Origin of the sequence: Porifericola rhodea, assembly GCF_030506305.1 — a bacterium.
GTDB lineage: Bacteria > Bacteroidota > Bacteroidia > Cytophagales > Cyclobacteriaceae > Catalinimonas > Catalinimonas rhodea.
This window is the reverse complement of record NZ_CP119421.1, coordinates 2,329,287-2,349,468: the sequence shown is the minus strand read 5'-3', so window position 1 is coordinate 2,349,468 and position 20,182 is coordinate 2,329,287. Positions and strand designations below refer to the sequence as shown.

The 20,182-nt window shown below is 41.3% G+C and carries 19 protein-coding genes and 1 tRNA gene; 11 read left to right on the top strand and 9 right to left on the bottom strand.

The annotated features are described in order from the left end of the window. The first annotated feature begins 202 nt into the window (after window positions 1-202). The 10 genes from PZB74_RS09690 (at window position 203) to PZB74_RS09645 (ending at window position 8,028) form a co-directional block, all read left to right on the top strand. A complete protein-coding gene (locus tag PZB74_RS09690; protein ID WP_302242393.1) occupies window positions 203-1,477 on the top strand; it encodes a PP2C family protein-serine/threonine phosphatase in 1,275 nt (424 codons plus the stop codon). A 10-nt stretch (window positions 1,478-1,487) separates the two neighbouring features. Further along, window positions 1,488-2,120: a polysaccharide deacetylase family protein gene (locus PZB74_RS09685; RefSeq protein ID WP_302242392.1), complete on the top strand. Its 633-nt coding sequence runs from the start codon at window positions 1,488-1,490 to the stop codon at window positions 2,118-2,120. Then, the gene (locus PZB74_RS09680; RefSeq protein WP_302242391.1) at window positions 2,120-3,313 is read left to right on the top strand and encodes a glycosyltransferase; all 1,194 of its coding nucleotides are present in this window, start codon (window positions 2,120-2,122) and stop codon (window positions 3,311-3,313) included. The genes PZB74_RS09685 and PZB74_RS09680 overlap by 1 nt, the downstream gene beginning before the upstream one ends. A gap of 100 nt (window positions 3,314-3,413) precedes the next feature. Then, entirely contained in the window at window positions 3,414-4,184 is a 771-nt protein-coding gene (locus tag PZB74_RS09675) for a TatD family hydrolase (protein ID WP_302242390.1), read from the top strand. A 32-nt stretch (window positions 4,185-4,216) separates the two neighbouring features. Then, window positions 4,217-5,290, top strand: coding sequence for an asparaginase (locus PZB74_RS09670; protein WP_302242389.1), 1,074 nt, complete (start codon window positions 4,217-4,219; stop codon window positions 5,288-5,290). 298 nt (window positions 5,291-5,588) lie between these two features. Beyond that, window positions 5,589-5,680: transfer RNA gene (locus PZB74_RS09665), tRNA-Ser, on the top strand. A gap of 76 nt (window positions 5,681-5,756) precedes the next feature. Further along, window positions 5,757-6,626 (top strand): MotA/TolQ/ExbB proton channel family protein, encoded by an 870-nt coding sequence (locus tag PZB74_RS09660; protein ID WP_302242388.1) that lies wholly within the window; start codon window positions 5,757-5,759, stop codon window positions 6,624-6,626. Window positions 6,627-6,660: 34 nt separating this feature from the next. After that, window positions 6,661-6,990: a hypothetical protein gene (locus PZB74_RS09655; RefSeq protein ID WP_302242387.1), complete on the top strand. Its 330-nt coding sequence runs from the start codon at window positions 6,661-6,663 to the stop codon at window positions 6,988-6,990. A 2-nt stretch (window positions 6,991-6,992) separates the two neighbouring features. Further along, on the top strand, window positions 6,993-7,559 hold the full coding sequence (locus tag PZB74_RS09650) for an ExbD/TolR family protein (protein ID WP_302242386.1): 567 nt from the start codon (window positions 6,993-6,995) through the stop codon (window positions 7,557-7,559). A gap of 1 nt (window position 7,560) precedes the next feature. Next, window positions 7,561-8,028, top strand: coding sequence for an ExbD/TolR family protein (locus tag PZB74_RS09645; protein WP_302242385.1), 468 nt, complete (start codon window positions 7,561-7,563; stop codon window positions 8,026-8,028). A gap of 219 nt (window positions 8,029-8,247) precedes the next feature. Here PZB74_RS09645 and PZB74_RS09640 read toward each other — a convergent pair whose 3' ends face one another. Both PZB74_RS09640 and PZB74_RS09635 read right to left on the bottom strand, forming a co-directional pair. Then, complete coding sequence (locus PZB74_RS09640) at window positions 8,248-10,044, bottom strand: SLC13 family permease (RefSeq protein WP_302242384.1); 1,797 nt, start codon at window positions 10,042-10,044, stop codon at window positions 8,248-8,250. A 41-nt stretch (window positions 10,045-10,085) separates the two neighbouring features. Further along, window positions 10,086-10,859 (bottom strand): AMP nucleosidase, encoded by a 774-nt coding sequence (locus PZB74_RS09635; RefSeq protein ID WP_302242383.1) that lies wholly within the window; start codon window positions 10,857-10,859, stop codon window positions 10,086-10,088. A gap of 43 nt (window positions 10,860-10,902) precedes the next feature. On the opposite strand from PZB74_RS09635, the gene PZB74_RS09630 reads away from it, so the two are divergent. Next, window positions 10,903-11,358 (top strand): type I restriction enzyme HsdR N-terminal domain-containing protein, encoded by a 456-nt coding sequence (locus PZB74_RS09630; protein ID WP_302242382.1) that lies wholly within the window; start codon window positions 10,903-10,905, stop codon window positions 11,356-11,358. A gap of 63 nt (window positions 11,359-11,421) precedes the next feature. Here PZB74_RS09630 and ald read toward each other — a convergent pair whose 3' ends face one another. The 7 genes from ald to PZB74_RS09595 all read right to left on the bottom strand — a co-directional run bounded on the left by ald (window position 11,422) and on the right by PZB74_RS09595 (window position 20,095). Then, window positions 11,422-12,540, bottom strand: coding sequence for an alanine dehydrogenase (ald, locus tag PZB74_RS09625; RefSeq protein WP_302242381.1), 1,119 nt, complete (start codon window positions 12,538-12,540; stop codon window positions 11,422-11,424). Between the two features lie 158 nt (window positions 12,541-12,698). Continuing rightward, a complete protein-coding gene (locus PZB74_RS09620) occupies window positions 12,699-13,148 on the bottom strand; it encodes a DUF4920 domain-containing protein (protein WP_302242380.1) in 450 nt (149 codons plus the stop codon). Window positions 13,149-13,199: 51 nt separating this feature from the next. Beyond that, a complete protein-coding gene (locus PZB74_RS09615) occupies window positions 13,200-13,688 on the bottom strand; it encodes a DUF427 domain-containing protein (protein WP_302242379.1) in 489 nt (162 codons plus the stop codon). Window positions 13,689-13,745: 57 nt separating this feature from the next. Then, window positions 13,746-15,500 carry an aspartate--tRNA ligase gene (gene aspS / locus PZB74_RS09610; protein WP_302242378.1) on the bottom strand — a complete coding sequence of 585 codons (1,755 nt, stop codon included), beginning with the start codon at window positions 15,498-15,500 and terminating at the stop codon, window positions 13,746-13,748. 305 nt (window positions 15,501-15,805) lie between these two features. Continuing rightward, on the bottom strand, window positions 15,806-16,729 hold the full coding sequence (locus PZB74_RS09605; protein WP_302242377.1) for a sulfotransferase family protein: 924 nt from the start codon (window positions 16,727-16,729) through the stop codon (window positions 15,806-15,808). Between the two features lie 99 nt (window positions 16,730-16,828). Further along, a complete protein-coding gene (locus PZB74_RS09600; protein ID WP_302242376.1) occupies window positions 16,829-18,739 on the bottom strand; it encodes a 4Fe-4S binding protein in 1,911 nt (636 codons plus the stop codon). A gap of 12 nt (window positions 18,740-18,751) precedes the next feature. Next, complete coding sequence (locus PZB74_RS09595; RefSeq protein WP_302242375.1) at window positions 18,752-20,095, bottom strand: NAD(P)/FAD-dependent oxidoreductase; 1,344 nt, start codon at window positions 20,093-20,095, stop codon at window positions 18,752-18,754. Between the last annotated feature and the right edge of the window lie 87 nt (window positions 20,096-20,182).

Sequence of the window (20,182 nt, the reverse complement as noted above, 5' to 3'; positions counted from 1 at the left end):
AACATATATTCAAGTGTCCTCTGGCGTACACCCCTGTCACAGGAGCGAACACCCTTCTGCCTTTTTTATCATGATGCTCAAGCTTGTAAGAAGTACAATTTTCTTTTTGCACTAAAATGTTAATTTTGTAATGAGTGAACACACTTTTTACCGGCAAGAAATAACAGCATAAGCAGTTGAAGGCCTTGCTGTGGAGGAATACATGGACGTAAACACACTACTCAGGACACAATATGAGCTCAAGGAGCTAGAACTGAACTCGCTGCTGGAGGTAACACAGGCAATCAACAATAATTTGTCAGAAGATTCTCTTTACAAAATCTTCAACTTTACCCTGCGTGCTAACCTTAATATTCAAAAGCTTGCATTATATGTATTAATTGAGGAAGAGGAAGCCCCTGACCACTGGGAGTGTAAAACTAACTTTGGAACAGAAGTCAGCTTTACCAACATTATGCTTAATGAGCACTTCTTGCCTATCAGCCAGATTACAAAGGTAGAAGAGCTGAAAGATCCCGGCTTTTTTGATGAGTTTGACATCGTGATTCCAGTTTCACATAAAAACCGTATGCTTTCGCTGGTCTTTTTAGGGGGGCTACAAAAAGAAATAGAAGGGCAGTCGGCTGAAATTGGCACTACCTTTATACAAGCCTTAAGCAATATTATTATAGTAGCTATTGAGAACAAGAAGCTAGCCCGTCGCCAGCTTGCTCAGGAAGCTATCCGTAAAGAGATGGAGATTGCCCGCCAGGTGCAGCAGTTTCTTTTTCCTAAAGAACTACCTCAGCAAAAAGGATTGCAGGTAGAGGCTAGCTATATGCCGCACCACTCTGTCGGTGGCGACTATTACGATTTCATTAAGCTCACCGACCAGCACCTGCTTTTCTGTATTGCCGATGTATCTGGTAAGGGTATGCCTGCGGCGATTCTAATGTCAAACTTTCAGGCGGCACTCCGCACCATTGTACGACAAACCATGAACCTGAACGAAATTATTTCTGAGCTTAACTACCAGGTGATGCAGAGTGCCAATGGCGAAAACTTTATCACATTCTTTGTAGCCATTTACGATCAGGAAGAGAAAGTGATCCGCTACGTTAATGCCGGGCATACCCCTCCTCTTATGATTGACGCGCAAAAGCAAGCTCACCTGATGGATAAAGGCACAGTGATGCTGGGCAGCTTTCATCCGCTCCCATTCCTGAACGAAGGTCGGGTAGAGGGGGTAGATAACTTTATGCTCTTTGCATATACCGATGGGCTAACTGAAGCTTTTAACGCTCAGGAAGAGGAATTTGGCATACAACGCCTGCAGGAGTTTTTGATACGCTACTCTGATCATGACCTGCGGGATATTCATAAGCTTCTTTTTAAAGAACTGGAAGAGTTTAGCGGAGGGAGCGAGTACCACGACGATATTACATTTTTGTCGGTGATGGTAAACACTCAGCATAACCAAAAAATATTACTGGACTAGCAGAGGTTGTATGAATTTCTTTAAAACACCGCCTCTGCTTAAATTCTTCTACCCTGACTTAATCTGGGACCAAAAGCAGGAAGGAGGCAAACAGATCTATCTCACTTTTGATGATGGCCCCATCCCCAAAATCACTCCTTATGTGCTTGATGTGTTAGCTGAATACCAGGCCAAAGCTACCTTTTTCTGCGTAGGCGATAATATTGAGCGCCACCCAGAGGTTTACCAGCAGGTTTTGGATGCTGGCCATCGTACCGGCAACCATACATTTAATCATTTAAATGGGTGGAAAACTGATAATGAGCATTACCTGCAAAACATTATGTACTGCCGCCAAAGTCAGGAGCGGTATACAAATGATATAGGCAAACCTCTTTTTCGTCCACCTTATGGCAAAATCACACGCTCTCAAATCAAAATTCTCAAAAATGAGTACCATATAGTTATGTGGGATATTTTGTCGGGAGACTATAACCCACGCTTTGCAGCCGAAAAGTGCCTGAACAAATGTATTCGCCATACTGTACCCGGCACCATTATTATTTTTCATGATAGCCGCAAAGCTGCAAAAAACTTAAAGTTTGTGCTTCCCCGTTATTTGGATCACTTTGCTCAGGCAGGCTTTCAATTTAGCGCACTCTAATGAACACGCTAATCGTTGTAGTTTTAATATTGACTTCTCTTACAATTGTAGCAGACGTATTACTACTCTTTTTCTGGGCTTTTAACTTTCGTGCATATTCGTCAAAAGCATCAGAGAGTAAAGTGCTGCATTATGAGCTACAGGCAATTCCTAAGCCTCTGCTGGAAGAGGTACCGCCCGTTGCAGTTTTATTGGCAGTGCGCAATGAGGAGGTTTTGCTCTCCAGTTGCCTGGAGCACCTTTTAGCATCGGACTACCCAAGTTTTAGTATCTGGATTGGTAATGATGCCTCAGAAGATAATACCTTAGAAGTTGCTAAAGACTTTAGCAAAAAAGACCCCAGAGTTAAGGTAATCAACATTACTAAAAAAGTTGGGCAAGCTAAAGCAAAAGCCAACGTTATCGCACAGCTGGTAGCAGCAGCAAACTCTAGTGAAGAAGCTCCGGACTTACTGCTTGTAACCGACGCGGATGTACAAGTGCAGCCCTACTGGATGAGAGGGATGGTACAAAGCTGGCAGGCTAAGCCTAAGACTAAAGAGATTGGAGTGGTTACAGGCATTACTCTGGTAGATGGCAAAAGTAGCTGGGGGGAGTTACAGCGTATAGACTGGCTGTTTGCGCTGGGTATGGTAAAAGTAGCCAGCGATTGGGGTATGCCTATTGCAACGATGGGCAACAATATGATGATGTATCGCCCCGCCTACTATGCAAGTGGAGGCTATGAAAAGCTCCCATTTTCCATCACAGAAGATTTTCAGATTCTACACGAAATCACTGGAAAAGGCTTCAGTTTTCGTAATGTGGTAGACTCTAAAGTTATAGCTTTTACCCAACCTATGCGTAGCTGGCAAGAACTACTACAGCAACGCCGCCGCTGGATGCATGGCGCTATACGGCTGCCTTTATCCATAGTGAGTATTCTTTTTTTGCAGGCTCTTTTTTTTCCACTGATATTATTTTTACTCTTTACCCATCCGTTACTAGGAGTAGGCATGTGGCTTAGCAAAGTAGCGCTGCAAAGTATATTTATTATGCAGGTAGAAAGAAAATTAAAGCTGAGCAAAAAATTTCGTTCCCGCCTCGCGCGTTATCTTTTTTTGTATGAGCTCTACGCAGGCATATTAACCATACTTACGATAGTCATTTATTTGCTACCCTTAAAAACAAGCTGGAAAGGCCGACAGTATTAGAAGCACAAACAATAATAAGCGTATTACTTGGCTTCTCTACTTTTACTTCATTGGTTTGTAGCATCTTTATATAGTAGAGCAAAACATTAAACCTGAACTTATGACCTTTATAGATACCCACGCTCATATATATGATGAGAAATTTAAAGACGATATACGAGATACTCTGGCACGTTGCGAAGAGGCCGGAGTAGAAAAAATTTATATGCCTAATATAGATCACACTTCTATTGATGGCATGATGGAGTTAGAAGAGAGGCATCCGCAGCAATGTATTTCTATGATGGGCCTTCACCCTACTTCTGTCAAAAAAGATTTTGAGAAAGAGCTATATATAGTAGAAGAGTGGCTGGGCAAAAGAGCATTTGCTGCTGTAGGTGAAATTGGGCTGGACTACTACTGGGATACCACTTTTGCAGAGCAGCAGAAGGAGGCTTTTCGTATACAAATAGAGTGGGCAAAAAAGTACGAGCTACCCATAGTCATTCACAACCGAGACTCTTTTGAAGACTCTATAAATCTGATAGAAGAGTTGAAAGACGAAAAACTTAAAGGCATATTCCATTGCTTTACCGGTACAGTTGACGAAGCACAGCGAATTAAAGAAGCAGGATTTCTCGTAGGTCTGGGAGGAGTATCTACCTTTAAAAACGCAAATATGGACCAGGTAATTCCTGAAATTGATATGGATATGGTTGTATTAGAAACAGACAGCCCTTATCTGGCCCCAGTACCTAAAAGAGGAAAACGAAATGAGCCTTCCTTCATTCCGCATATAGCAGAAAAAATAGCGGAATACTACAAAGTGGATCTTAAAACCATAGCTGAACGTACAACTTCCAACGCTCTTTCGTTATTTAATTCATTTTAATTGTATTTTTGCCCTTCTTCTAGCATCAGATTATGGAAAGTCAAAATTATAAAATTGTAAATATCAATACTGCTTCTCCAAGTCAACCTAAAGCAGCAGTACTTATTATATACACCGGGGGTACGTTAGGCATGTCTTATGATGAGAGAGGCTCCCTGATGCCCTTTAACTTTTCCAGAATCGTAGAGAAGGTACCCTCAATTCAGAGCTTTAATATACACATCACGGTAATCTCATTTCCTGAACTGGTAGACTCTGCCAACATACGTCCTGAGCACTGGGTTGATTTGGCTTATATCATTCATGAAAACTACCGTCGTTACGATGGCTTTGTAGTTATACATGGTACAGATACTATGGCCTATAGTGCCTCGGCAGTAAGTTATATGCTTGAAGGACTCAACAAACCCGTTATTTTTACCGGCGCTCAGCTGCCCATTGGTTCTAAAAGATCGGATGCTCACGAAAACTTTATTACCGCACTGGAAATAGCCAGCGAGTACCGAGATGGTAAGCCCGTAGTGCCAGAAGTATGTATTTATTTTGGAAACCTACTTCTTAGGGGGAACCGAAGCAGTAAGCGACAAAGCATTCATTTTGATGCCTTTGAATCAGAGAACTATCCAGTATTAGCCGAAGCCGGCGTAGTCATTGACTATAACCAATCGGCCATTAAACCATATGAGAGGGATAGCAAACTGATATACCATAGCAAGCTGGATGCTAACGTAGCCATACTAAAGCTGTTCCCAGGTATTAGCCGTAGAGCAGTAGAAAGTATTTTGCAAATTCCTGATATTAAAGGTGTAGTACTGGAGACATTTGGTGCTGGTAATGCACCTACCGACACCTTTATGCTGGACAGTCTCTCAGATGCAATTGAGCGGGGAGTAACCATCCTGAATATATCGCAATGCAGTGGCGGAAGAGTAATACAGGGGCGATACCAAACCAGCAGATCATTAGAAGATATAGGGGTAGTAAGCGGCAAAGATATGACCACCGAAGCTGCGGTTACCAAGATGATGTTTTTGCTGGGCAAAGAACCTAAGCCGGAAGATGTACGACGACTACTCCCTGTTCCTATTTGTGGAGAAACTTACTAAAGTACAATTGAGAGTCCGTTGAAATGCTAGTAATTAGAGGAAAAACATTACAAAAAGTGACTTATTTTTTAGTAAGATTAGTACTTAATTCTTTTTTTTATTGACATTTGTCGAAGCTACATGCGATATTTTTATAGATAAACAAAGATACACACTAAGTATATTCTCTGTATTTTATGTACATCTATTTTTCCATACGATTTAAACTTAAAACTTGCATATAGTATATATTATTGATTTATTTGTAGGTAACACTATTTATAAAAAAAGTACAGTTCTGGCTTATAATAAGCTTTTTGGAGAGGTGACCGAGCGGTCGAAGGTGCTCGCCTGGAAAGTGAGTGTGCCCCCACCGGGGTACCGCGGGTTCGAATCCCGCCCTCTCCGCCACCATATGTTTTCAATTTTTCATCAATAAATTTTAACTAACTTTAATTAATCACTACAACAGACTACTAAACACGTTATGAAAAAGTTATTCGCTTTATTATTAGTAACTGGCCTCCTGACCTTCAGTGATTCTAAACTAGTTTTAGCTCAGGATCAAACGGAAGCTGACACGACTGAAATGGCTGAAGATTCTACAGCTATGGAAGAAACTGCGGAAGTAGAAGCTGCTACTCCTGCCGCTACCTCTGAGGTTGATGAGGATTTGGTTGAGAGCATGGAAGAGCAGTCTTTCCACCAGGCAGTAAAGCAGAAGTTTATCGAGGGTGACTGGAAATTTATGTCTCCTGTACTTCTTTGCCTTATCCTGGGTCTTGCTATCGCTATAGAAAGAATTATCACTTTGAACATGGCTACAACTAACACTAAGAAACTGTTAGCTAAAGTAGAAGATGCTCTTAACAGCGGTGGTGTTGAAGCAGCTAAAGACGTAACCAAGAATACTCGCGGTCCAGTAGCTTCTATCTTTACTCAGGGTCTTATGAGAATGTCAGAAGGTATTGATATGGTAGAGAAGTCTATTATCTCTTACGGATCTGTAGAAATGGGACGCCTTGAAAAAGGATTGGTTTGGATATCTCTTTTCATCGCTATTGCTCCTATGCTTGGTTTCATGGGTACAGTAATTGGTATGATCGGTGCATTTGATGCTATTGAAGCAGCTGGTGATATCTCTCCTTCGCTTGTGGCGGGTGGTATTAAGGTTGCACTTTTAACTACAGTTGCTGGTCTTATCGTTGCAATTATCCTTCAATTATTCTACAACTACTGCGTTTCTAAAATTGATAGCTTGGTTAACTCTATGGAGGATGCTTCTATCGCTTTAGTTGACCTTTTAGTTAAGCACAAGCTTACTACTGGTGGAACTAGCGCAAGAATTGAGAAGTAATTTTAATCAACTCTAATCAAGCAAAAAATTTCATATGGCAGAGTTTGTTTCAACATACGGGCTATACGCCGCCTACATACTGGCCGGTTTAGCTCTTGTATTAGCGATTATTCTACCTTTGATCAGCGCACTATCAAATCCTAAAGCACTTTTAGGAACTGTAGTTGGCTTGATAGGTATTGCAATTGTATTCTTCATCGGATACTCTATCTCCGGTGATGAAGTAAACACAGTGTACACCAAATTTGGTATCACAGATTCGTCCTCGAAGCTTATCGGTGGAGCCCTTATCACCATGTATCTTTTAATCGGCTTAGCACTAGTAAGCATCGTATTTACTGAAATCAACAAAATTTTCAAGTAATTATGGCTAGAAAGAAAAGAAACGCAGGAGAAGTTAATGCCGGCTCTATGGCCGACATTGCCTTCCTTCTGTTAATATTCTTCCTGGTAACTACTACAATTGCGTCGGATAAGGGTCTGGCTATCCGCCTCCCTCCTAAGCAAGATCCTAATGAGCCTCCGCCAGAAGTAAAATTCAATGAGCGGAATATCTTTAAGGTTTTGCTTAACTCTCAGGACGCAATGCTGGTAGAAGGTGAGCCTATGGATAATACTGATCAGCTTAAAGAAAAAGTGAAGGAGTTTGTTCTAAATTATGATAGAAACCCTGAACTATCTGAAAGCCCCCTTGATGCAGTAGTGTCTTTTAAGACTGACCGTGGTACCGGGTATGAGAAGTTCATTGAGGTATATGATGAGCTTAAAGGAGCATATTACGAAATATATGCCGCTGAGCTAGGCATTACTGCAGAGCTGGTTCGTAACATAAACGATGCTGAGCCAAGTGTTCAGGACCGCTACGATGAGTTAAGAAAAAAGATTCCTATGCAGATCTCTATTGCAGAACCTAGTAAAACAGGAGGTAATTAATATGTCAAAGTTTAAGAAGAAAACCTCTGCAAGCCAGGAGATACCAACTTCTGCCCTTCCAGATATTATTTTCATGCTGTTGTTCTTCTTTATGGTAACAACAGTACTTAGAGAGACTGACTTATTGGTGCTTCAGCGTATTCCTAAAGCAGAGCAGCTGAGTAAGCTGGAGAAGAAGTCTTTGGTAAGTTACATCTACATTGGACAGCCTAAGGAAACAGACCGTTATGGTTCTGAGCCTAAAATACAGGTAAACGATGTACTGATAGAGCCTGAAGGCATTGTACAGTTTGTTAACCAAGAAAAGGATAAACTGAGTGAAGCTGAAAGAGACCAGATAACCATGGCCATGAAAGTGGATAAAGAAGCGAAAATGGGTATCGTATCAGATGTACAGCAAGAACTAAGAAACGCTAATGCTCTTAAAGTTCTTTACACTTCTGTTCCAGAAGCTAATGTACAGATGTAAATAAGCTTGCATACTAATTAATGAGCCATTCGGGTTACCGAATGGCTTTTTTTATGCGCTTAGCAATACGATAACTTACAGGAACCCTCTCCTGATTTGCCCCCATCATCAGATTTAAATTAAGTTGTATGGATCTAGTCTCGGTAAAGAGCTTACTTATTCTGATATCAGAGGGCTGACATAACTGGGCTTATGAGTTGCGACTAAGTTCCGCTGTATCTAAAATATATCAGGATAAATCATCCTGATCATAAAGAGTACTGTAAGCAAATAAACAATAGTGACTGGTAAGCCTATCTTCATAAAGTCGCGAAAGGTATAACCACCGGGTCCGTAAACAATCAGGTTTGTCTGATAGCCAATAGGGGTAATAAAGGCAGCGGAAGCCGCATAGGCAATACCAAGGTAAAAGGGCATGCCTTCTATTCCTAGATTATTACTTACAGCATAAGCTAAAGGGAACATAATAGAAACGGCTCCCACATTAGTAATAAAAGACGTAAGAATGGTAGTAATTACCAATAGCGTGCTAAGCACACCGATAGTCCCCAGGTTTTGAGTAAGATCCAGGATACCCTGCGCAAGCAAATCGCCACTACCCGTTTTAATAATCGCCTGGCCCAAAGCAAGGGAAAATACCAGTATAGATATCATATTTAGGTCTATTTCATTTTTGATATCCCGAATAGAAATCATCTTAAGGGTAATCATGATAGCAAATATGATTAGTAGCGAAACAAATAAGGTAAAGTAGCCAAAAACTACCATAGCTATAGCACTTAGCGCCACAATCAGAAAAGAAGTAACCTTTCTCCTGTTTGGCCTCAAAAACTCTTTGAGCTGAGATATAATAAAGAGGTCTCTATATAGATCAGCCTTGTCTTTAAAATTCTTACCAGAATACAGAAGCAGTAAATCCCCCTGACTAAGATGTATATCCCCTATTTTACCACTCAGTCGCTCTCCATTTCTATGTATTGCTACAATAGCTGCATCATAGCGTTTCCTAAACTCCACTTGCTTGGGTGTACGTCCCACTAAACTGGAATTGGTTCCCACTACGGCTTCTACTACGTTCACTTTATCTTCGTTACGAGTATCAGCAGGTTTTGGTAGTGCCAGCCCTCTTTCGTTATTCAGCAGTTCTACTATATTATCAGTATCTCCGGCAAAGATGAGCACATCATTTTTCTCAATCTTTTCCGAAGGCTCAACCGGGGAGAGAGTTTTTCCTTTACGAATAATCTCAACAAGATATACTCCCTTTAGGCTTCTTAAGCCTGCCTCCATTACCGTTTTACCCTGTAAGGGTGAGTTGTCGTCTAATATGGTTTCTACCAGGTACTCACGTTTGTTTTTGCTAAAGCTCTCCAATATATCTGTGTTATTAGGCAAAAGGCGGTAACCTATAAAACTAATAAGCAATACCCCAGTAAAGCACACCGCCCCCCCAATGAGAAGCAGGTCAAGCGCGTTTAGGGAGTTGATACCAAAATCCATCATAAAACCATTCAGAACAAGAGTAGTAGAGGTACCAATAATTGTAAGCATTCCTCCCATAATAGTGGCGTAAGACAGAGGAATAAGGAGTTTGGAAGGGGATACATTATTGCGCTTACCCCAGTTGAATACGAAAGGGGTCATTAGTGCAACGATAGGCGTATTGTTTATAAACGATGAAAATACGGCTACCTGTACCATCATACGAAGCAGAAAGGAGCGGTAGCTTAATACGGCCTGCCGTTTACCCAGTTTGTAGATGCTCTCTAATACAGCCTCTACCTGAAAGTTTTTTCTTAAAGCGGCACTAATCAGGATTAATAGTACAATACTAGCTATAGACTGATTAGAAAAGCCTGACAGCATTTCTTCGGGATCCAATATGCCCAGTACGACAAACAGGAGTACTACAACCAGAAACCCTAACGATGGCCTTACCCATTCTTTATAAATAAAAACAAATAGCAGGAGTATACTAGCCAGTACAATAATTTGCTGCCAAAAAATAGAAAGCATGTGGTAGGAATAAACTGGTTGTGTGTGTTCAAAATTAAATATTACTCAAAACGAAGATGCTTGACAGATTCGCCAGAATTAATCAGCTCTAGTAAAGAGTCTATACCAATTTGCACATGTTTGGCGGCAAAACGACTTGTTACTTCAGCATCGCTCTTTTCAGTTTTAACGCCCTCTGCAATCATGGGTAAATCGGATACCAAAAGTAATGCACCGTGCGGAATTTTATTAACAAAACCTACGATAAATAATGTAGCCGTCTCCATATCTATCCCTAGTGCTCTAATTTTTTTAAGGTACTTTTTAAAGTCCTTGTCATGCTCCCACACGCGTCGGTTAGTCGTGTAGACAGTACCCGTCCAGTAATCTAACTCATGCTTTTTGATCATGGAAGAAACGGCTCGTTGCAACCTGAATGAGGGCAGTGCAGGAACTTCTGGCGGCATATAATCGTCACTTGTACCTTCTCCGCGAATGGCAGCAATTGGTAAAATCAGATCTCCTACCTGCGTCTTCTCTTTTAGGCCACCACATTTACCAAGAAATAGCGCGGCTTTGGGCTTGATGGCAGAAAGCAGATCCATAACGGTAGCAGCATTTGCGCTACCCATACCAAAATTGATAATGGTAATATTATTGGCAGTAGCAGTTTGCATGGGCCTGCCTATACCTTTAATCTCTACCTCAAACTGGGTAGCAAACATTTCTACATAATTAAAAAAGTTAGTCAGCAGGATATACTCACCAAATGTATCCAGTGCCGTGCCAGTATAACGCGGCAGCCAGTCCTGTACGATAGATTGTTTATCTTTCATTCTGCTATTTTTATCAGAAAAAATATATCAATAGATTTGAACAATGACGCCCTTAAACTTACCACCCTTTGCTTACAAAGTACAAAAAGTACAAGGAAAACTCGTGATTTATGACGTAATCAGGAAGAAATACGTTGCATTAACCCCTGAAGAATGGGTAAGGCAGCATATTATTCATTTACTGATCAATCATTTATCTTGTCCAAAATCTCTTATCCAGGTAGAAGGGGGGCTCAAATACAACCGTCTGGCTAAAAGGACAGATGTTGTAGTTTATAACCGGAAAGGGGCTCCGGTACTGATTGTTGAGTGTAAATCTTTTAAAGTGGCTCTAAGCCAGAAAGTGTTTGAGCAATCATCTATCTACAATGGTACACTCAAGGCTGATTACCTGCTAATCTCCAATGGGCTTGACCATTATTGCTGCCAGATTAACCATCAGGCTAAAACCTTCTCTTTTATGGAGTCTTTACCCACCTATGAAGAAATTTGTGCCTAGATCAGTAAAAGAAAAGGTAAGAGCGAAGCCCTTACCTTTTAGTATATTATCGGAACTCTGGTGTTAATTATTGATGTATTTCTCTACAGGCACAAAAGGCATATCAAAAGCCTCTGCCACACTCTGATATACTACATCTCCCTTCACCACATTGAGGCCTTTCTTTAATGGCTCTATCTGCGCACAAGCTTTTTCCCAGCCTAAGTTAGCTAACTGAAGGGCATATGGCAATGTTGCATTGTTAAGAGCAATAGTAGAAGTGTAGGGTACTGCACCCGGCATGTTTGCCACACAGTAATGTACTACATCGTCGATGATAAAGGTTGGGTTTTCGTGTGTAGTGGGAGTGCAGGTTTCTATACACCCACCCTGATCTACCGCAACATCTACCAATACTGCACCAGCTTGCATATCTTTGAGCATATCCCTGGTAATAAGCTTAGGGGCTTTAGCTCCGGGTATAAGTACCGCACCTACGATAAGGTCTACCTGCCCCAGCATAGCCCTAATGTTGTACTCATTGGACATCATGGTAGAAACATTAGCAGGAAGAATATCAGATAAGTAGCGTAGACGTGTCAGGTTAGTATCCATGATAGTAACATCTGCACCTAAACCAGCAGCCATTTTTGCTGCCTGAGTACCTACTATACCACCTCCCAAAATCAGGACTTTGGCAGGCTTAACCCCTGGAACACCTCCCAAGAGGATTCCACGGCCCTTCAGCGGTTTTTCCAGATACTTGGCACCCTGCTGAATAGCCATACGACCAGCTACCTCAGACATAGGTACTAAAAGAGGAAGGCTACGATCGGGAAGCTCTACTGTCTCGTAGGCCAGACAAACCGCCCCAGTCTCAATCATAGCTTTAGTGAGTGCTTCACTGGAAGCAAAGTGGAAATAGGTGAAAACCAGTTGGTCTTTTTTAATGAGCTTATATTCAGGCTCAATAGGCTCTTTAACTTTTACTATCATTTCTGCCTCAGCATACACAGACTCAATATCTGGCAGTATACTAGCTCCGGCAGATTCGTAAAGATCATCTGTAAAGCCACTACCTTCTCCTGCAGTGTGCTGTACTTTTACAGTATGTCCTTGCTTGGTTAATTCCTTAACACCGGCAGGCGTTAGACCTACTCGGTTTTCGTTGTTTTTGATTTCCTTAGGAACTCCGATGATCATATTGCACTAATTTTACGAACAGGTTAATGTTATTTTTTATTAGGCTGCAAATATACAGCGTAGGAAAGTGTAATTGGCATATTTTCGCAAAAATACAGGATAATACTTATAATGTTTTTTGCATAAAAAAACCCGCATTTAGCGGGCAACAACATCATTTAGTCTTTTAGGATTACGCCATCTGCGATAAAAGAGAGGCGTACCTCTGGTTTAGTGATTGACTTAATTTCTTCTTCTGATTTTCCGGCATCTTCTGCATAGTGGCGTAGCGTGGCTACGGATACTGAATCTACATAAGCTCTACCTTCTACTACTGCTGTTTTACCCCCGGCATCTTTAGGTACAAAAAAGCCATAATCTTTGAAGCGTACTCTTACTTCATCGCCATTCTCCAGATCAAGAGTCATCCAACAGCCCTTTACCTGACACACTTCATTAACTTTGGCAGTAAACTTTACTTCCTGTTCTATTTTGCCATCCATTTCAGTAATCAGCTCTGCGGGCAGAAGAGCATTGGCTTCAGTAATTTCTTTACCATAAGAGTGTACCTGCTGTGCCATAGCATTCAGGCTAAACAGAAAGAAAAAAGCAAAAGTGAAAGTATGCATAACTATAAACTTATATACTGTTAAAGACGAAAGTCGTGATTTGTTCGCTTATTACCAACCCCAGGTACCCGCCCCACCTTTAAACGGTCCGACAATATCTTGGGTAATCCAGCCTCCGTAAAAGTCGCCTTCCTGAGCCTGTACTTTTTCATCAGCCAGGTAGCAGGCATCCATTTTAGAAGGATAAAAAGCTATATAATTACGCAACGAGGTAAATGGGGTAGTTGGTTCAGGATAATACCATCCGGCATTAGAAATTTTAGTACCTTCTACTTGCAGCGAATAGTAGGAGGCACGTCCTTTAAATTCACAAAAGCTATGATGTGCTTCGGGCTTTAGGTATTCCATCTTTACATCTTCTGGAGGAATGTAATACACCGGAGGATGGCTGGTTTCCAGTACGCGTTTGGCCCTATTGGTATCCGCAATTACCTGTTTGTTAAAGACTATACGTATGTGTTTACTTACGTCTTCCAGGTGAGGTGGACGAGGATAGTCCCAGACAGACTCCTGCCCGGGACCTGGTTTTATTTTTATCATGGTAGTACAGGTTTACTTATCAACTACCAATGAAATATTAAGTTAAGCTGAAAGAACTTAGTTAGAGCGTTTTACAGCAATTTCTAATTCTTTAAGCTGATCCTCAGAGATGGTAGATGGTGTATCTATCATTACATCGCGTCCGGCATTATTCTTAGGGAAAGCAATATAATCACGGATAGAGTCTGCTCCATCAAACAAGGCACACATACGGTCGAAGCCAAACGCAATACCGCCATGAGGAGGGGCACCATACTCAAAGGCATCCATCAGGAAGCCAAATTGCTTTTGTGCTTCTTCCTGGCTAAAGCCCAGCTTACGGAACATTGTATTCTGTAGCTCACGATTGTATATTCTTATAGAACCTCCGCCTATTTCTACACCATTGATAACCAGATCGTAAGCATTCGCTCTTACTGCACCTGGCTCAGAATCCAGCTTGTCTATATCTTCAGGCTTAGGCGAGGTGAAGGGGTGGTGCATCGCATGGAAGCGTTCTAGCTCTTCATCCCACTCCAGGAGAGGAAAGTCTACCACCCACAGTGGTTTGTAATCGTTTTTGTCTCTTAAACCCAGCTCGCTACCCATATGCAGACGAAGTTCGTTCAGCGCCTTACGAGTTTTGTTCGCCTCGCCAGCCAGGATTAGCAGCAGGTCTCCTGCTTTAGCCCCCATAGCTTCCATCCACTCTTTTAGATCCTCCTGGGTATAAAATTTATCTACCGAAGATTTGAAAGAACCATCTTCATTGCACTTAACATACACTAGCCCCTTTGCCCCTACCTGCGGACGAGTAACAAAATCTGTCAGCGCATCTAACTGTTTACGACTGTAAGAAGCGCAGCCATCAGCACTTATTCCAACTACTAATTCCGCACTATCAAATACTTTGAAGCCTTTATTTTGCGTAAGCTCATTAAGCTCGGTAAACCTCATCCCAAAGCGAGTATCTGGCTTATCTGAACCGTAATACTTCATGGCATCCGCATAGCTCATGCGAGGAAAATCCGTAATCTCAATACCTTTTATCTCTTTAAAAAGATATTTGGTAAGGCTTTCAAAAGTGTTTAGGATATCTTCCTGCGTCACAAAAGACATCTCACAGTCTATCTGAGTAAATTCAGGCTGACGGTCTGCACGTAGATCTTCATCCCGAAAGCACTTTACAATCTGGAAGTAACGGTCAAAACCAGAAACCATCAGCAGTTGCTTAAAGGTTTGAGGTGATTGTGGCAGGGCATAAAACTCTCCGGGATGCATACGAGAGGGGACTACAAAATCGCGTGCGCCTTCAGGAGTAGATTTGATAAGGACCGGGGTTTCTACTTCAATAAAGCTCTGCCCATCCAGGAAGCGGCGGGTGTGCTGCATCATTTTATGACGCAAATGTAATTTGTTGCGTACAGCATTGCGGCGCAGGTCCAGATAGCGGTACTTCATTCTTAAATCCTCGCCACCATCGGTATCATCTTCAATCGTAAAAGGAGGTGTTTTAGAAGAGTTTAAAATTGTAAGCCCAGTCACTTCCAATTCCACATCGCCGGTAGGCATTTTTGGGTTTTTGGATACTCTTTCTATCACTTTGCCCTGTACCTGTAGCACAAACTCTCGTCCTACTTCTCTAGCTTTATCTATAAGTTCAGAAGCAGTCTCTCCTTCTTTAAAAATTAGCTGAGTAAGACCATAACGGTCGCGAAGGTCTATCCAGATGACTCCTCCTTTGTCCCTTACACGCTGGGCCCAGCCACTCAGGCTAACTTCTTTATTGACGTCTTCTATACGAAGTTCTCCACAGGTATGCGTACGTAGCATATATTCAAGTTTTGTTAGGTTTCCGGAAAAAATTAGGGCTGTAAAGTTAGAGGATTTAGAGTAAAAAGTCTTTGATCTTAACGACAATAAACATTTTTGGCAGGTTAAGTAACAATGAAACGAAGAATAGTATAATTAAGAAAGATTTTATGCTTTTGTAAATTCTTCAACAAGAATTGCAATTAGCTGAGCTACCAAAATGAATCAGTAGTACAAAAGGAAGCCAACTGGCGATAACTTCTATTAAGATAGCAATACCTAAACCTACTACTGGCTTATACACAGCAATAGTGCTATATACTAGACTATAAAAAATCTTTCCAGCTTTTAAACGAGGTTTGCGGAAAGGTCGCCATGAGGTTTACTACATCTTTTTGAAAAAAGTGTTTTAACCATTGGCGATCTTCTTCTTCTATGGTTAACATAGGGCTATGTTTAGCCAAATGATACTTATAGTACTCAAGTGCTCCGATAATTTTTCTTCTTAACCACATTCGGTACTGAGCAGGTAGCAAACTTTGATAAAATGTCATTAATGGGCCCTTCTTTTTGGCAGCAATAAATCTTGAAAATTTATTGTATATAGAGGGATTATGTAGTATTACACTTTCATTAGACTGTGTATTCTTGAGTGATTTTAATGGACGAAGCTCAAGAAATTCAAAGCATAAATTAATTTGATTTAATGTGTCTGAATGTAAGTCTTCGGTAGTAAGTATATGTACATTATCTCTCCTGAATTCTGTTAAGTACCGGTTTATCCAATAATAGTACAAGCTCTCGCTATAGTAAGATGGCCTTGACGTTTTACCTTGCTTAAAACAGTGATAGCTATCTAAAAAAGCCTCTTTGAATGGACGCTTTTCAAACCCAGAACCTAAAAGCCATTTATAGTGAGAAAAAGCACGGTCAATAGGGTTTCTAAGTATAAAAATAAACTTGGGTTCAGTAACAGTGCTTTTGATTCTACCAATTGCTCCTTCAGATGTCATGTAGCCTGTGCTACTTTCTCCCCTGTAAAGTTTGGTTTTTCCTCCCACAAATAAAGACAAATAGTATTTACGGCTCTTTTCGCTTTGCCAACGCTCTGGATTGTTAAAGTAAACAGGCTCCTTTTCCTCTGACATCCATATATCCGGGTGCTGGTTTAGGTAATGGTGTAGAGAAGTAGTTCCTGATTTTCCAGCTCCTGGAACAAATAAATTAGGCCAGCAATAATCCTGAGTCATTTCACACACTTTGTTTCATATTTATAGGAACTAAACAAACATAAAAAAAGGCTAGCGGAATATTCGCCAGCCTCTAAATTTTTATCTGTTTGGTAAGAGCTATGCATCTACTTTCACGCTTTCATTACCTATTAGTATTGGCTTGCCAAAACGCCCCTCTTCCTTAGCATTCTCCAGTTTGAGCACACCCCGTGGGCATACCGAAGAACAAACGCCACAACCTACGCATGAGGCTCTTACTATATTTTGCCCTCTTTGTGCATACCAACGTACATCTATACCCATCTCGCAATAGGTAGAACAGTTACCACAAGATATACATTGCCCCCCATTGGTAGTAATGCGGAACCTAGACTTAAACCGCTGTACTATGCCCAGATAGGCTGCCAGCGGACACCCAAATCGGCACCATACCCGATTTCCCATTAACGGATAAAAACCGGTACCAATTACCCCGGCAAAACCAGCACCTATAAAAAAGCCATAAAACTCTGCTACCGTATATGTAGGTATGCCTATCAGACTACCACTACCTGTAAAGAATGTATAGACCATACCGATAGTCATGAGTACAGAGAAAGCCAGCACACCATGTACCAGCCAACGTTCTATATTCCAGGCTTTCAGTGACTTATCAGATAACTGGCGATAGGGGTCTCCTAAAGTTTCTGCCAGTCCTCCGCAACCGCATACCCAGGAGCAATACCAGCGCTTACCGTAAAAATAGACCAGTACTGGTACACCTATTACAATTAATACAATACCCCAGAAAAGCATGAAAGTACCTAAGCCTCCTGCCTCTATTAATTGGTTGAGGCTGCTGGGAAAGAAAAAGTCATAATCCAGGGGCCAGATATTTTTAAAGTCGTAATAAGGGTAGTTGAGGCGTAGTAGTATTTCGGGAAGCAGAAAGGCAAAGGCCAACTGAAAGAACATTACCGAACTGGTACGAATAAGATGGTAATTGCTATGTCGGTACTTCATGAACATGCGTACACCCATTACTAAAATAGCCAGGGTATACAAAAAGCCATAGAGAAAAAACTCTCCGGCAGGGCTGCCCTTTAGCCAGTAGCTTACCGGGTCTACAAGTACAATCCAGTTAGTCATGTAGTAAGGGTAGAAGTACAATACCACATAAAAAAGGATAAGAAAAACACCTAATAGTATACCAAGCCAACCACGATTTTTTAGCGCGCTGAAAAAGATTCCATTATGCTTAATACCGGGAAGTTCTTTTACGCCAGGTAAAATATAGAGCAAAGCCCCAACGACTGTAAGACCTACGGAAAGCAACAGAATAAGTAGCGTCTGCTCTTTAATCAGACCTATGGTAGAAGCTTTGACTACAGAAGTGTTTAGTGTCTTTCTGCGGTAGCTACTAATTCCCTTCTGCCCACTAATATCGTTATTGACACTATTTACTGTGGTTTCAAGCTGCTGGCTGATTGCTTCCTTGCTTTCGTAAGCCTTCCCTTCCATCCACCCGGTGTAAGAGAGTAGCTTTTCTCTTTTAAGGGTACTAGTTTCATCCTCGCCAGTAAGTACGTTTTTTACCACTTCGGCACTGTATGTAAGCTCATTATTGACTACCGCCTCTATAAGCTTACTCAGTTCTTCCTGGCTGATACCATATAGCTTTCTGCTACGCTCATTGGCACGGTACCATACCTGATTTAGCTCATTTACAAATGTAAAATTGTTAGAGTAGGTTTGTCCTAAGAGTTTATCAGCCTCTTGTAATACTAGCTGATAATTACTGGCCCCAGCCGCTTTGTCTGCACTCTCCTGAGGATCTGCTGTAGTTTCTGCTTCTGCATTATTTTGCTGAGAAGATTCAGGCTGAGCAGCATTTGGTGATTGTTCAATATCCTGATCTGTAGCCAGCTCTTGCTTTAGAATATCTTTCGTAAGCTGGTAATCTGACATAAAAAACAATCCTATAAAGAGCCCAAACCCAATCAAAAAAATGACAAGTCCTATGAGGCGTATGCTATTTACTTTATTCATGTTAGTAGGAAATTAAAAACCAAAAAGTGCGGCGATTTTACTTTTCTTTTTGTGCTTTACCGCTTTTTCAGGAAAGTCTGCATTAAACTTTTGCAGGATGTTATCTTCGTATTTTTTGAAAAATTCAGGATCAAAGTTCGCTTCTGACAGGTGAGCCATTACATAACTAATATCTCTTTTCTCCTTAATCCAGCGAGCACATACCTCATGCCGGTAGCGCATTCCCATCAGGTTAAACCCCTTTACTGTGCTGTTCTCCAGATCAAATGCTACACGAAATGCGACTTCCTTCTCTTCGTTTAGCCAGTAAAAATGTTTTTCACCCTCTTTAGGCTGGGCATTTATTTCGCCATAAACCTGATATTCTATATCAAAAAATTTAGCTGAGTTAAAGAAAACGCCAGGCACATATTTCATCTTGTTACCACAAATGGTTTGAGCTACTGTTTCTCCCTGCATGCGGCCACTATACCATATCTGCTCAATATTTCTGCGCCCTTCAGGAGCAACTCTATGCTGGGCACAATCTCCAACTGCATATACATCAGGTATATTCGTTTCCAGAAACTCATTTACTAAAATTCCTCTGTCGGTCTCTATACCTGAGCCTTCCAGAAAAGTAATATTAGGCCTAACGCCAATAGTAATTCCAATAAACTGACAGGGTATTTCTTCTCCGGACTCCACCACTGCTGCGCTTACTCTTCCCTGCTCATCACCTTTTATTTCCTTAAAATTTGTGTTTTCTCGCAAGTCTACACCATGTTTTCTGATGTGCCTGCTTACCATTTTTGCTTCCGGCAGTGGCAACACGTGGTTCCAGTAGGCAGACTCACGTATAATCAGTGTAACTGGAATATGGCGCGAATGCAGGCACTCCGCCATCTCTATACCTATAAGTCCGCCTCCTACAATTACTCCCCGCTCTATATCCTTGGTATTTTCTTCCATAGCTTCTATATCCTGCTTAGTAATCATCCCCTGCACACCTTTCAGCTTTTCTCCCGGCCATCCGGCCCTGTTTCCCTGAGAGCCTGTGGCTAGCAGCAGAATATCATAAGAAAGCGGGTGCCCCTTCTGCAAATGCAGTGTCTTTTGCTTTGTATCTACCCTTTCGACATAGTCGTGTAGCAGTTGAATGTCGTTTTTCTCCCAAAACCAGTCTTCGTAGGGCTTGGTATGTTCGTAAAGCATATGGCCCATGTAGATATACATGAGGGCAGTTCGCGAAAAGAAATGTTCAGATTCAGCTGAAATGACGGTTATGCTATATTCTGAGGCTTTTTTTTGCTTGCGGATATGGCGTGCTGCAGTGATACCTGCAATTCCATTTCCGATGATGCAAATTTTTTTCATGTAAATGAGTGTAAAAAAACGATTGAACAGAAGTAAAGCTAAGGTGTATTCAATATATAAAATGTCAAACAGTTGACATCCCTAAGT